The organism is Amycolatopsis sp. GM8, assembly GCF_021653975.1.
Lineage (GTDB): Bacteria > Actinomycetota > Actinomycetes > Mycobacteriales > Pseudonocardiaceae > Amycolatopsis_E.
In genome coordinates this window covers 1-12,552 of record NZ_JAJKFK010000005.1, presented here as the reverse complement: position 1 = coordinate 12,552, position 12,552 = coordinate 1, and the positions used below count along the sequence as shown (strand labels likewise).

The following is a 12,552-nucleotide window of genomic DNA, read 5'->3' as shown; positions in this document are numbered from 1 at the left end:
GGACTCGCGCGGCCTAGCTCCAGATGGTGACGTAGACCGGGGGTTTGAAGCGGGACGGCGGGACGCCGGCGCCGGGGGAGCGCATGACCTGCATCGCCGCCGGGGTGGTCAGGAAATGCCGCAGCGAGGCGGCCGCGGCGGAGAGGCGGTCGCGGGGCAGCGTGGTCAGGTGCCAGCAAAGGGTCGCCGGCGTCGCGGGGGTCGGCACGATCGTCAGCTCGCCGCGGCGCAGCTGGGGCGCGACGAGATGCTCGATCGCCACCGAGACGCCGGTTCCGCTCGCCGCCGCGGACCAGGCCGCGGTCTGGTTCGGGAACACGCTGATCTCCTCGTCCGGCACGCCGAGCCGCTTCAGCAGTTGCGCGGTCTCGCTGTCCGGATCTGCGCCCGACGGGTCGAGCAGCCACGGCCACTTCGCCGGGCTGCCCCGGTGACGCGACTTCGGCGACGCGACCGCGACCAGCGAGCAGCGGAAGATCGGCGTGCTGTCCAGGCCGCCGTTCAGCTGCGGCCCGAGCGCCGCGTCGGCGAGGCGGCTGCCCACCAGCACCCCCATCTCGGCGGTGCGGGCGAGCCCGGCGGACGCGTCCACCGGCAGCCCCGACCGTTCGCCGAACGCCTCCAGCAGCGGGTTCGCGACGAACTCGGCGAGCGTGCTGGTGACCGCGACCTGCAGCCGTTCGGCCATCCCCTTGGCCTCGCGGACCGCGGCGTCGGCGTCCGCGCCCAGCGCGACCATCTGCGACGCGATCGGCAGCAGCCGGGACCCGCCCGCCGTCAGCGTCATCCCGGTGCCGGTGCGCACGATCAGCTTGTCCCCGTGGTGGCTGCGCAGCGCGGCGAGCGCCTGCGAGACCGCCGGCTCACTCACCCCCATCGCCCGGGCGGCGTCGGTGACCGAACCGAGGCGGGCGACCAGGACGAACGCGCTGAGCTGACCGAGCGTCACGTTTACCATTCTAGATCGATCGGAGGCAGTTGATCTGCCTTCATAACCGAACCATTATCCGGCCGTTGCGCCGATTGGCCGCCGGGGGAAACCTCACGGCATGCAGGTACCCGCCCAGTTCCAGTACGAGAAAGCGACCAGCGTGGCGCACGCGCTGAGTTTGCTGGGGAAATACGGTCCGGAATCGAGGATCGTGGCCGGTGGCCACAGCCTGATCCCGATGATGAAGCTGCGGCTCGCCCAGCCGCAGGCGCTCATCGACATCAACGAAATCACCGAGCTGAACAAAATCAGCGTCGAGGAGCACATGCTGTACATCGGCGCGATGGTCCGGCACGCCGAGCTGCTCGCCTCGGCACTCGCCGGCGAGCATTTCCCGATCTTCCACGACGCCGAGAAACTCATTGCCGATCCGGTCGTGCGGAATCGCGGCACGGTCGGCGGTTCGCTGTGCCAGGCCGATCCCTCGGAAGACCTTTCCGCCGCATTTGCGGCGGTACGCGGGGAAGCGGTCATCGAATACGGAGAAGGACGGCGAATAGTTCCGATTCGCGAATTCTTCGCCGGACCCTACGAAACCGCGGTCGGTGACGCCGAGTTGCTGGTCGGGGTCCGGGTGCCGATCCGGTCCTCGGCCTCGGCGTACCAGAAGGTCGAGCGCCGCGCGGGGGACTGGGCGGTCGCCGCGGCCGGCGCGGAGCTGCGGCTCGAGGGTGACACCGTGGCCGAGGCCGGGATCGGCCTGACCGCGGTGGGTGCCACCAACTTCCACGCGCCCGAGGCCGAGGAGTTCCTCGTCGGCGGTCCCGCGACCGCCGAGCGGTTCGCCCGCGCCGGCGAGATCGCGGCCGAGCACTGCGAACCGGTCGCCGATCAGCGCGGCCCCGCCGACTACAAGCGGCATCTCGCCGCGACCCTCACCGCCCGCGCGCTCGGCGCGGCACTGTCCCGTTGGCACGGCCGGCATCAGGAGGCATGAGATGGAAATCAGCGTGACCGTCAACGGCGAGGTGCACGCGCGTGACGTCGAGCCCAGGTTGCTGCTCGTGCACTTCCTGCGGGACGAGCTGCGCCTGACCGGGACGCACTGGGGCTGCGACACGTCGAACTGCGGCGCCTGCGTGGTGTGGCTGGACGAGGTGCCGGTCAAGTCGTGCACCGTGCTCGCGGTGATGGCCGACGGGCACCGGGTGCGCACGGTGGAGGGCCTGGCGAACGGCGGCGGGCTCGACCCGGTGCAGGAGGGCTTCCGGCAGTGCCACGGGCTGCAGTGCGGGTTCTGCACGCCGGGCATGATGATGACCTCGCGGTGGCTGCTGGACCACGATCCGGATCCGTCCGAAGAGGACATTCGCGAGGCGATCTCCGGCCAGCTGTGCCGGTGCACCGGCTACGAGAACATCGTGCGCTCGGTCCGCTGGGCGGCCGAGCACGAGGCGGCGGAGGTGCAGTCGTGACCACCACGGAAGAGACGCCGATGGGCTTCGGCCGGATGCACCGCAAGGAAGACGTGCGGTTCGTGCGCGGGCACGGCAACTACGTCGACGACGTCACGCTGCCCGGCATGCTGCACGGCGCCGTGCTGCGCAGTCCCTACGCGCACGCGAAGATCCTCTCGATCGACACCAGCGCCGCCGAGGCCCATCCGAAGGTGCGGGCCGTCATCACCGGTGAAGCACTGGCCGGGCTGAACCTCGCGTGGATGCCGACGTTGTCGAACGACGTGCAGGCGGTGCTCGCCACCGACAAGGTCCGCTTCCAGGGCCAGGAAGTCGCGTTCGTCGTCGCCGAAGACCGGTACTCCGCCCGGGACGCGCTGGAGTTGATCGACGTCGACTACGAGCCGCTCGCACCTGTCGTGGACGCGCGGAAGGCGCTCGACCCGGACGCCCCGGTCATCCGCGACGACGTCGAAGGCCGCACCGACAACCACATCTTCGACTGGGAGACCGGCGACAAGGCCCGCACCGACGAGGTGTTCGCGAACGCGGAAGTCGTTGCCACGCAGGACATGCTGTACCCGCGCGTGCACCCGGCCCCGCTGGAGACGTGCGGTTCGGTCGCGGACATGGACCCGATCACCGGCAAGCTCACCATCTGGACCACCACCCAGGCCCCGCACGCGCACCGCACGCTGTACGCGCTCGTCGCCGGCCTGCCCGAGCACAAGATCCGGGTGATCTCACCGGATATCGGCGGCGGTTTCGGCAACAAGGTGGGCATCTACCCGGGTTACGTGTGCTCGGTCGTCGGGTCGATCCTCACCGGCAAGCCGGTCAAGTGGGTGGAGGACCGCTCGGAGAACCTGATGAGCACCTCCTTCGCCCGCGACTACCACATGCACGGCGAGATCGCGTCCACAAAGGACGGAAAGATCCAGGCGATCCGGGTCAAGGTGCTCGCGGACCACGGCGCGTTCAACGGCACCGCCCAGCCGACGAAGTACCCGGCCGGGTTCTTCGGCGTGTTCACCGGTTCCTACGACATCGAGGCCGCGCACGCGGAGGTCACCGGGGTCTACACCAACAAGGCGCCGGGCGGGGTCGCGTACGCCTGCTCGTTCCGGATCACCGAGGCGGTGTACCTCGTCGAGCGGATGGTCGACGTGCTCGCCTACGACCTGGACATGGACCCGGCCGAGTTGCGGATGAAGAACCTGCTCAAGCCCGACCAGTTCCCGTACCAGAGCAAGACGGGCTGGGAGTACGACTCGGGCGACTACCCGCGCACCCTGCGGATGGCGCTCGACCTGGTGCACTACGACGAACTCCGGGCGGAGCAGGCGAAACGGCGGGACGCCGGCGAGCTGATGGGGATCGGGGTCGCGTTCTTCACCGAAGCCGTCGGTGCCGGGCCGCGCAAGCACATGGACATCCTCGGCCTGGGCATGGCCGATGGGGCGGAGCTGCGCGTGCACCCCACCGGCAAAGCCGTGCTGCGGTTGTCGGTGCAGACCCAGGGGCAGGGCCACGAGACGACGTTCGCCCAGATCGTCGCCGAGGAGCTGGGCATCTCGCCGGATGACATCGACGTGGTGCACGGCGACACCGACCAGACCCCGTTCGGGCTCGGCACCTACGGGTCGCGCTCGACGCCGGTGTCGGGTGCGGCCACCGCGGTGGTGGCGCGCAAGGTCCGCGAGCGCGCGAAGATCGTCGCGTCCGCGATGCTCGAGGTGAGCCCGGACGACCTGGAATGGGAGAAGGGCCGGTGGTTCGTCAAGGGCGACCCGGCGGCCGGAAAGTCCATTCAGGACATCGCGATGGCCGCGCATTCCGGGCTGGAACTGCCCGAAGGCGTCGAGGGTCACCTGGACGCGACGTGCGTCTACAACCCGCCGAACCTGACCTACCCGTTCGGCGCCTACATCTGTGTCGTCGACGTGGACGCCGAGACCGGCCAGGTGAAGGTGCGGGACTTCGTCGCGGTCGACGACTGCGGGGTGCGGATCAACCCGATGATCGTCGAGGGGCAGGTGCACGGCGGTCTCGCCGACGGCCTCGGCATGGCGCTGATGCAGGTGATGGCGTTCGACGAGGACGGCAACCACCTCGGTGGGTCCTTTATGGACTATCTGCTGCCGACGTCGATGGAATGCCCGTCGTGGCGGCTCGGCGAGACGGTCACGCCCTCGCCGCACCATCCGATCGGCGCCAAGGGTGTGGGCGAGTCCGCGACCGTCGGGTCCCCGGCGGCGGTCGTCAACGCCGTGCTCGACGCGCTGAAACCGCGCGGCGTGCGGCACGCGGACATGCCGCTCACCCCGGCGGCCGTGTGGTGCGCGGCGCAGGGCCACCCGTTCCGGACCGACCTGGCGATCACGTGATGGCCAGATCGGACCTGCGCGCGCAGGCTGAGTCACTGCGGGAGCACCGGCGGCCGTTCGTGCTCGCGACGGTCGTCCGGGCCCAGCGGCCCACGAGCGCGAAACCCGGCGACTGCGCGCTGGTGCTGCCGGACGGCACGATCGAAGGGTTCGTCGGCGGCGACTGCGCGGAGTCGACGGTGCGGCTGCAGGGGATCAGGCTGCTCGGCACCGGGCAGTCCGCGCTGCTACGGATCACGCCCGAGGCGAACACGGAGAAGACCGGGGAAGGCAGCGAGGAAGGCGTTGTCACCGTGGGCAATCCCTGCCTTTCCGGTGGCGCGCTGGAGATCTTTCTGGAAGCGCAGTTGCCGCCGGCGCTCGTCGTGGTGCACGGTGACGCGCCGGTGGCGCGGGCGCTCGTCTCGGTCGGGAAGGCGCTCGGCTACGACGTGCGCGCCAGCTCGGATCCGGTGGCCGAGGACGCGGACGCCGTGATCGTCGCGTCACACGGCCACGACGAGGAGCGGGTGCTGCGGGCGGCGGTGGCGGCCGGCGTTTCGTACATCGGGCTGATCGCGAGCCGGCGCCGGGGCACCGCGGTGCTCGGCGCGCTGGGCCTGGGCGCGGACGTCGTGCACACGCCGGCCGGGCTGGACATCGGTGCGCGCACGCCGGAGGAGATCGCGGTTTCGGTGTATGCCGAGCTGATCGCCGTGCGGCCGCGGGTGCGGGTGGCGAAACCCGAGGAGCCCGCGACGTCCACGGATCCGGTGTGCGGCATGACCGTCGCGATCACCGGGGACACCCTCCGGCTGACCCGGGACGGCGAGGTCTTCTACTTCTGCGGACCGGGCTGCCGGCAGGCGTTCGCCGATGGGTGAGACCGTCCAGGAGCTCGCCGCCGACCTCGCGGCGGCGGGCTATCTCACCGACGAGGCATTGGCGACCGCGCTGTTCCTCGCGGTGCGGATGCCGCAGCCGATCCTGCTGGAAGGCGAACCGGGAGTCGGCAAGACCGAAGCGGCGAAAGCGCTTTCCCGGGCGCTGGACACGAAGTTGATCCGGTTGCAGTGCTACGAAGGACTGTCCTCTTCGGACGCTCTGTACGAGTGGAACTATCCCCGGCAGCTGCTGGGGATCCGGCTCGCCGAAGCCCGTGGGGAGGCACTGTCCGAAGCGGACTTGTTCAGCAACGACTATTTGCTGGCACGTCCGCTGCTGGCCGCGATCGAGCATCCGGGGCCGCGGCCCGCCGTGCTGCTCATCGACGAGGTCGACCGCGCCGACGACGAGTTCGAGGCGTTCCTGCTGGAGCTGCTCGCCGAGGCGGCGGTGACGATCCCCGAACTCGGCACCCGCCGGGCCGTGCTGCCGCCGATCGCGGTGCTGACCTCCAACCGGACCCGCGAGCTGCACGACGCGCTCAAACGGCGGTGCCTGTACCAGTGGATCGCGCATCCCGATCCGGACCGGGTGGCCGCGATCATCCGGCTGCGGGTGCCCGGCGTCGCCGGGTGGCTCGCCGAGCAGGTCGCGACGTCGGTGCAGCGCCTGCGTGGATTCGGGCTGTACAAGCCGCCGGGTGTGGCGGAGGCGATCAACTGGGCTTCGGCATTGCACGTGCTCGGCATCGAAGTGCTCGACGAAAACGCTGTCGGGCACACGATGAGCGCCGTGGTGAAGTACGAAGAGGACAGAGCGGTCGTCGAGTCGGCCGGGCGGTGGTGGTGACCGATCTGGCTGTGCTCGCCGCGCGGTTCGGCGAGGCGCTGCGGGCACAGGGCGTCGCCGTCGGGGCCGACCGGTCGGCGCGGTTCACCCAGGCCGTGCTGCTGGTCCGGCCGCAGACGACCGACGAGCTGTACCGGTGCGCGCTCGCCACGCTGGTGTCCACACCGGACCAGATCGCCGTGCTGGAACGGGTTTTCGCGGTGGTGTTCGGTGAGGGTGATCCGGCCGAGTTCCGTGGTGACCGTCCAAACGAGACGGTGTCGACGGCGGAGAACCGGCAGGTGACCGCGAGCAACGGCCAGAACGGCCGCAAGGTCGAGAAGCCTGTGCTCGGCAGTGCGGCAGAACGCCTGGCCGCCCGCGATTTCGCCGATCTCGACCCCGGCGAGCTGGCGCAGCTGCGGGATCTCATGCGGCGCTTCCGGATCGCGACACCGCGGCGGCTTTCCCGGCGGAAACGCGTCGCGCCGCGCGGGCGGCGCGTCGACATGCGCGAAACCCTGCGCCGGGCGCGTCGCAGCGGTGGCGAACCGGCCGTGCTGAGCCGGTGGGTCCCGCGTGAGAAGCCGCGGAAACTCGTGGTGCTGTGCGATATCTCCGGTTCGATGGAGGCGCACGCGCGCGCGATGCTGCAACTGCTGGTGTGTGCGAATCTGGGCGTGAAGGCGGAAGTGTTCACGTTCGCGACCCGGCTGACCCGGCTGACGAAAGCGCTTACCGCGGACCCGGCGAAGGCGATGCGGCAGGCGGGGGAGGTGGCCCCGGACTGGTCGGGTGGCACCCGGATCGGCGCCGCGCTCAAGGAGTTCCTGGATTCCTACGGTGCGCGCGGGATGGCCCGCGGCGCGGTCGTGGTGATCATCTCCGACGGCTGGGAAACCGGTGGCACCGAACTGCTCGCCGCGCAGATGGCCCGGCTCGCGCGGCTCGCCCACCGGATCGTCTGGGCGAACCCGCGCACCGCCCAGCCCGGCTACCGGCCGCTGGTCGGCGGGATGGCTGCGGTCTGGCAGTACTGTGAGTTCGTCGTCAGCGCGCACCGCCTCGACGCACTGGACGAGTTCCTGGACGCCCTGCACTGACGCGAGTCCCACGGGTAGGGCCAACCCCACCTTCAACCCGGGTGTGCGCGGCAATGGAATCGGGCCGCCACGCTGGTTGTCTGAGGCCATGACGAATGCGATCGAGCTCCAGCGGGGCACGGCGGGCGAGCTGCGCGACGTGACCCGGGAATACGGCGGCAAGCAGGCCCGCGTGCGGGCGCTCGACGGTGTCAGCCTCGCGTTTCCCGAGGGAACCTGGACGGCGGTGATGGGACCGTCGGGGTCGGGCAAGTCGACCCTGCTGCACTGCGCGGCGGGGCTGGAACGGGTGAGCAGCGGCCAGGTCCTGCTGGCGGGCCAGGACATCACGGCGGCCAAGGACGACGAGCTGACCCGGGTGCGCCGCCGCCAGATCGGGTTCGTGTTCCAGAGCTTCAACCTCATCGGCTCCCTGACGGCCGAGCAGAACGTCGCGCTGCCGCTGCGCCTGTCCGGCCGTCGAGTGTCCAAAAAGGAGGTTCGCGCGGTGCTGGCCAGTGTCGGCCTCGCCGACCGGATGCGCCACCGCCCCCGCGAGCTGTCCGGCGGCCAGCAGCAGCGCGTCGCGATCGCGCGCGCCATGGTGACCCGCCCTTCGGTGCTGTTCGCCGACGAGCCGACCGGCGCGCTGGACTCGGCGTCCGCACGCTCGGTTCTCGGCCTGCTGCGCGGCATGGTCGACGAGGCGGGCCAGACCATCGTGATGGTCACGCACGACCCGGCCGCCGCGGCCCGCGCGGACTCGGTGGTCTTCCTGTCCGACGGCCGGATCGTGGACCGCGCCAGCCGTCCCTCGGCGCGTGAGGTCGCCGACCGGCTCGCGGCCCTGGAGGCGTGATGTTCGCGCTCTCGTTGTCGACGTTCCGCGAGCGGTGGCAGCTGTTCATCGGCGCCATCGTCACGGTGCTGCTCGGGGTGGCGCTCGTGCAGTCCTCGTTGCTGGTGCTGCTCGCGGCGACCTCCCATGCCGAAGCGATCGTGCTGGTGGCGATGACCCTCGGGATCGCCGCGTTCCTCGCGATCTTCATCGTCAGCTCGACGTTCGCGTTCACCATCGCGCAACGGCGGCGCGATCTCGCGTTGCTCCGGCTCGTCGGCGGCAGCCGCGGGCAGCTACGGCGGCTGTTGCTGTCGGAGGCCTTCCTGCTCGGCCTGATCGGTACCGCGCTCGGCGTGCCGACGGGGCTCGTCACGATGCGCGTCCAGTCCTGGCTGCTCACCGATCTCGGGTTCGTGCCGAGCCCGTTCCCCGTCGCGTGGCACGACTGGATCCTCGCCGTGTCGGCGGGCATCGGCATCGGCGTGTCGCAGCTCGGGGTGCTCGCCGCGTCGCGCCGGGGTTCGCGTGTGCGGCCGCTGGAAGCGTTGCGGGACAACGGAAACGCGGCCCGCGTGATGACCGGCGCCCGGTGGTTCTTCGGGTTGCTGTTCCTCGGCGGCGCGATCGCGCTCGCCATCGTTTCGCAGTCCGTCAACGTGGACGGCGCGATCCCGACGGCGATCAACGTGTCGCTCTGCGGCGCCGTCGCGCTCAGCGCGCTGAGCCCGCTCGTGGTCCCGCTGGTCGGCCGGCTGTTCGGGGGCGTGTTCGGCCGCACGACACTCGGCGGGCTCGCGCACGCCAACCTGCGCGACGGCGTCCGCCGCAGCGCGTCGACCGCGGCGCCGCTGCTCGTGCTGGTCGCGCTGGTGCTGGGGATGGCGGGTGCGCTCTCGACGCTTTCCGCGGCCGGGCACCGGGAACTGGCCGAGGACGTGCGTGGCGATCTCGTGGTGAACGCGCCCGTGACCCAGCCGGTGCCCGGGGTCGCGTCGGCGTCGACGGAGTACCTGCTGCCGGTCACGGTGACGACCGGTTCGGGCGAGGACGAGGACCATGACAACAGCGACGCCCTGGCCGTCAATGAGGCGGATTACCAGCAGGCGCACCGGATCGCGCCGGTCAGCGGATCGCTCGCCGATCTGCACGGGATGACTGTCGCGGCCGCCGGGGCCTCGCTCGGCGACACGATGCGGTTGTCGGTCGGCGGCCAGGATCTGCGGCCGCGGGTGGTCGCCGTGCTGCCGGACAGCGTCAATGGCGCGCCGAGCCTGTTGCTGCCGCGCGAGATCGTGCCGCCCGCGGCGCTCGGACCGGCTCGGACCATCGTGCGGGTACAGCCGGGTGCCGATCCCGCTGCCGTGGCCGCCGCGCTGCCGCAACCCGTGTCCACTGTGGACGAATGGGTCGCGGCCAGTGCCACGGAACAGGATTCCACCAACTCGGGCATCATGACCGTCCTGATGGGCCTGGCCGGGCTGTACGCGCTGATCGCCGTGATCAACGCGGTGGTCATCGCGGCGGCCGAGCGCAAGGCGGAGTTCGCCGCCGCGCGGGTCACCGGGCTGCGCCGCCGGCAGGTCGTGTGGATGGCGCTGCTGGAGTCCTGGGTGGTCGTCGCGGTCGGGCTGCTGCTGGGTGCGGTGGCCGCGGCGGGGACGGTCGCCGGGATCGCCTCCGCGGTGGGCCTGGTGTCGGTGCCGTGGGGGATGGTCGGCGTGGTCACAGCGGGATCTTTCCTGGTCGTCGGCGTGACGAGCGTGTGGACCAGCCTCTCCGCGACGCGGCCCGCGCCGGTGACGTTGATCGGGGCGCGCGAATAGGAGTGAGTTTAGGGTAACCTAAGTGCGGGACGAGGTGAGGAGTAGCGAATGGCGGACAAGCCCGCACGCAAGAGCCGGCCCGCGGTCCGGCTGGAGGTGCTGCGCACCCAGCAGCTGACACCGCACATGATCCGGATCGTCGCCGGCGGTGACGGTTTCGCGGCGTTCGCGCCGAATGAGTTCACCGATCCGTATGTGAAGGTTTTGTTCCCGGTGCCGGGTGTCTCCTATCCGGACTCGTTCGACACGGGTCAGATCCGGGCCGAGTACCCGCGCGAGCAGTGGCCGGTGATGCGCAGCTACACGGTGCGGCACTACGACGCGGACGCCCGCGAGCTGGCCATCGATTTCGTGCACCACGGCGACGAAGGCGTGGCCGGACCGTGGGCGCGGCAGGTGAAGCCGGGCGACGTGCTGCTGTTGAACGGGCCGGGCGGGGCTTACGCGCCGGGCGAGGAGGCGGACTGGCACCTGCTCGTCGGGGACGAGAGCGCGCTGCCCGCGATCGCGGTGACGCTCGAGGCGATGCCCGCCGGGGTTCCGGTGCGGGCGTTCATCGAGGTCGAGGACGCGGGCGAGGAACAGCCGCTGGTGTCCAAGGGGGACGCGGAGATCCGGTGGATCCACCGTTCGGCGGGTGCGGATCTGGTGGCGGCCGTGCGGGAGCTGGAGTTCCTCGACGGGACCGTGCAGGCGTTCGTGCACGGCGAGGCCGGTTCCGTGCGACAGCTGCGGCGGTATCTGCTCGACGAGCGAGGTGTGCGCAAGGACCTGCTGTCGATCTCGGGCTACTGGCGCCGGGGCGCGACCGACGAGCAGTGGCGGGCGGAGAAGGCCGCGGAACGTGCCGCGGAGGAGGGCCGCGCGGGATAATCCGGCGCATGACACTGAAGACGGACACCGATCCCGCCGAACTCGGTTTCGATGCGGGCAGGCTCGCCCGGATCGACCGGCATTTCGCCCGTTTCGTCGACGACGGCCTGCTGGCCGGCTGGCAGATCGTGGTCAGCCGCAAGGGAAAGCTCGTGCACGTGTCGGAACGCGGGCAGCGGGACATGGAAGCCGGGAAACCGGTCGAACCCGACACCCTGTGGCGGATCTTTTCGATGACCAAGCCGGTCACGGCGGTCGCCGCGATGGTCCTGTTCGAAGAGGGCGCGTTCGAGCTGACGGACCCGGTTTCCCGCTGGCTGCCCGAATTCGCCGAGCCGCGGGTCTACGTCAAGGGCTCTGCGGTCAACGCGGTCACCGAACCGGCCACCGAGCCCATCCGCGTTTGGCATCTGCTGAGCCATACTTCGGGTTTGACCTACGGTTTCCATCACACGCACCCGGTCGACGCCATGTATCGCGCGGCGGGTTTCGAATGGTTGAGCCCGCCCGGGCTGGATCTTGCCGGGTGCAGCGAGAAGTGGGCACAGTTGCCGCTGCTGTTCCAGCCGGGCAGTGAGTGGAACTATTCGGTCTCGACGGATGTCCTCGGCCGTCTCGTCGAGGTCGTTTCGGGGCAGCCGCTGGACGAGTTCTTCGCTCAGCGGATCTTCGCGCCGCTGGGCATGGTCGACACGTCGTTCGGCACCGATGACCTGGATCGCTTGGCGGCGCTCTATGTTCCGCGGCCGGGCACCCGGAAAGCCGTGCGCAACGAGGCTTTCGGCAAGGTCGGTGTCGGGCGGCCGGACTATTTCTCCGGTGGTGGTGGACTCGTCTCGACCGCGGCGGACTACCACCGTTTCACGCAGTTCCTGGTGCGGGGCGGCGAGTTGGACGGTGTACGTTTGCTGGGCCCGCGGACCGTGGCTTTGATGGCGAGCAACCATCTCCCCGGCGATGCTGATCTCGAGGAGTTCGGCCGTCCGCTGTTCCCGGGAATGCCCTTCCACGGCACCGGTTTCGGCCTGGGCTTCGCGGTTTTGCGTGACCCGGTGAAGGCGAAGACACTGGCGAACGCGGGCGAGTACTCCTGGGGCGGTGCGGCTTCGACGGCGTTCTGGGTCGACCCGGTAGCGGAAGTCACCGCGATGTTCTTCACGCAGCTGCTGCCGTCGAGCACCCATCCGATCCGGCAGGACATGCGGCAGCTGGTGTATCAGGCTTTGGTGGCTGCGTAGGCCGGGGGGGCGGGCGCGGAGCGCCCTCGTTTTGTGGTGGGCCCTCCCCCGCCCCGATCTGTGAGTGTTCGCGGGAAGCGGGGTTTGTCAAGGCTGGAAAGTGATGTGCTCCGAAAATTTCGGACGCGGCTCAAACGGACTGTATCATGCTGCTTGGTGTTTGGTGAACCATTCGTCGAGCGCTTCGAGTGGTGGCCGGTATCCCAACGCTGAATGCAACCGGCGTGT

11 protein-coding genes are annotated in these 12,552 nt (G+C 70.2%); 10 read left to right on the top strand and 1 reads right to left on the bottom strand.

The window, feature by feature from the left end; all coding sequences use genetic code 11:
* Window positions 1-13: 13 nt before the first annotated feature.
* The gene (locus LOZ83_RS23460; RefSeq protein ID WP_308190285.1) at window positions 14-949 is read right to left on the bottom strand and encodes a LysR family transcriptional regulator; all 936 of its coding nucleotides are present in this window, start codon (window positions 947-949) and stop codon (window positions 14-16) included.
* 100 nt (window positions 950-1,049) lie between these two features.
* On the opposite strand from LOZ83_RS23460, the gene LOZ83_RS23455 reads away from it, so the two are divergent.
* The 10 genes from LOZ83_RS23455 (at window position 1,050) to LOZ83_RS23410 (ending at window position 12,324) form a co-directional block, all read left to right on the top strand.
* Window positions 1,050-1,928 carry a xanthine dehydrogenase family protein subunit M gene (locus LOZ83_RS23455; RefSeq protein ID WP_236793586.1) on the top strand — a complete coding sequence of 293 codons (879 nt, stop codon included), beginning with the start codon at window positions 1,050-1,052 and terminating at the stop codon, window positions 1,926-1,928.
* A gap of 1 nt (window position 1,929) precedes the next feature.
* Window positions 1,930-2,406 (top strand): (2Fe-2S)-binding protein, encoded by a 477-nt coding sequence (locus tag LOZ83_RS23450; RefSeq protein WP_236793584.1) that lies wholly within the window; start codon window positions 1,930-1,932, stop codon window positions 2,404-2,406.
* Window positions 2,407-2,426: 20 nt separating this feature from the next.
* Entirely contained in the window at window positions 2,427-4,775 is a 2,349-nt protein-coding gene (locus LOZ83_RS23445; RefSeq protein WP_236794334.1) for an aerobic carbon-monoxide dehydrogenase large subunit, read from the top strand.
* Window positions 4,775-5,638 (top strand): XdhC family protein, encoded by an 864-nt coding sequence (locus LOZ83_RS23440; RefSeq protein ID WP_236793582.1) that lies wholly within the window; start codon window positions 4,775-4,777, stop codon window positions 5,636-5,638. The genes LOZ83_RS23445 and LOZ83_RS23440 overlap by 1 nt, the downstream gene beginning before the upstream one ends.
* Window positions 5,631-6,488, top strand: a complete 858-nt coding sequence (locus tag LOZ83_RS23435; RefSeq protein WP_236793580.1) for a MoxR family ATPase — start codon at window positions 5,631-5,633, stop codon at window positions 6,486-6,488. The genes LOZ83_RS23440 and LOZ83_RS23435 overlap by 8 nt, the downstream gene beginning before the upstream one ends.
* Window positions 6,485-7,570: a VWA domain-containing protein gene (locus LOZ83_RS23430; protein WP_236793578.1), complete on the top strand. Its 1,086-nt coding sequence runs from the start codon at window positions 6,485-6,487 to the stop codon at window positions 7,568-7,570. The genes LOZ83_RS23435 and LOZ83_RS23430 overlap by 4 nt, the downstream gene beginning before the upstream one ends.
* Before the next feature lie 88 nt (window positions 7,571-7,658).
* Window positions 7,659-8,408, top strand: a complete 750-nt coding sequence (locus LOZ83_RS23425) for an ABC transporter ATP-binding protein (RefSeq protein WP_236793576.1) — start codon at window positions 7,659-7,661, stop codon at window positions 8,406-8,408.
* Window positions 8,408-10,213 (top strand): FtsX-like permease family protein, encoded by a 1,806-nt coding sequence (locus tag LOZ83_RS23420; protein WP_236793574.1) that lies wholly within the window; start codon window positions 8,408-8,410, stop codon window positions 10,211-10,213. Before LOZ83_RS23425 ends, LOZ83_RS23420 begins: the two co-directional genes overlap by 1 nt.
* A 48-nt stretch (window positions 10,214-10,261) precedes the next feature.
* Window positions 10,262-11,086, top strand: a complete 825-nt coding sequence (locus LOZ83_RS23415; RefSeq protein WP_236793572.1) for a siderophore-interacting protein — start codon at window positions 10,262-10,264, stop codon at window positions 11,084-11,086.
* Window positions 11,087-11,094: 8 nt separating this feature from the next.
* Window positions 11,095-12,324, top strand: a complete 1,230-nt coding sequence (locus LOZ83_RS23410) for a serine hydrolase (RefSeq protein WP_236793570.1) — start codon at window positions 11,095-11,097, stop codon at window positions 12,322-12,324.
* Window positions 12,325-12,552: the final 228 nt, after the last annotated feature.

What these genes read in the sequence shown, in the direction of transcription:
- LOZ83_RS23455 (WP_236793586.1), top strand. Translation starts at nt 1,050, where the DNA reads ATGCAGGTACCCGCCCAGTTCCAGTACGAGAAAGCGACCAGCGTGGCG.
- LOZ83_RS23410 (WP_236793570.1), top strand. Translation starts at nt 11,095, where the DNA reads ATGACACTGAAGACGGACACCGATCCCGCCGAACTCGGTTTCGATGCG.
- LOZ83_RS23425 (WP_236793576.1), top strand. Translation starts at nt 7,659, where the DNA reads ATGACGAATGCGATCGAGCTCCAGCGGGGCACGGCGGGCGAGCTGCGC.
- LOZ83_RS23450 (WP_236793584.1), top strand. Translation starts at nt 1,930, where the DNA reads ATGGAAATCAGCGTGACCGTCAACGGCGAGGTGCACGCGCGTGACGTC.
- LOZ83_RS23435 (WP_236793580.1), top strand. Translation starts at nt 5,631, where the DNA reads ATGGGTGAGACCGTCCAGGAGCTCGCCGCCGACCTCGCGGCGGCGGGC.
- LOZ83_RS23420 (WP_236793574.1), top strand. Translation starts at nt 8,408, where the DNA reads ATGTTCGCGCTCTCGTTGTCGACGTTCCGCGAGCGGTGGCAGCTGTTC.
- LOZ83_RS23415 (WP_236793572.1), top strand. Translation starts at nt 10,262, where the DNA reads ATGGCGGACAAGCCCGCACGCAAGAGCCGGCCCGCGGTCCGGCTGGAG.
- LOZ83_RS23445 (WP_236794334.1), top strand. Translation starts at nt 2,427, where the DNA reads ATGGGCTTCGGCCGGATGCACCGCAAGGAAGACGTGCGGTTCGTGCGC.
- LOZ83_RS23440 (WP_236793582.1), top strand. Translation starts at nt 4,775, where the DNA reads ATGGCCAGATCGGACCTGCGCGCGCAGGCTGAGTCACTGCGGGAGCAC.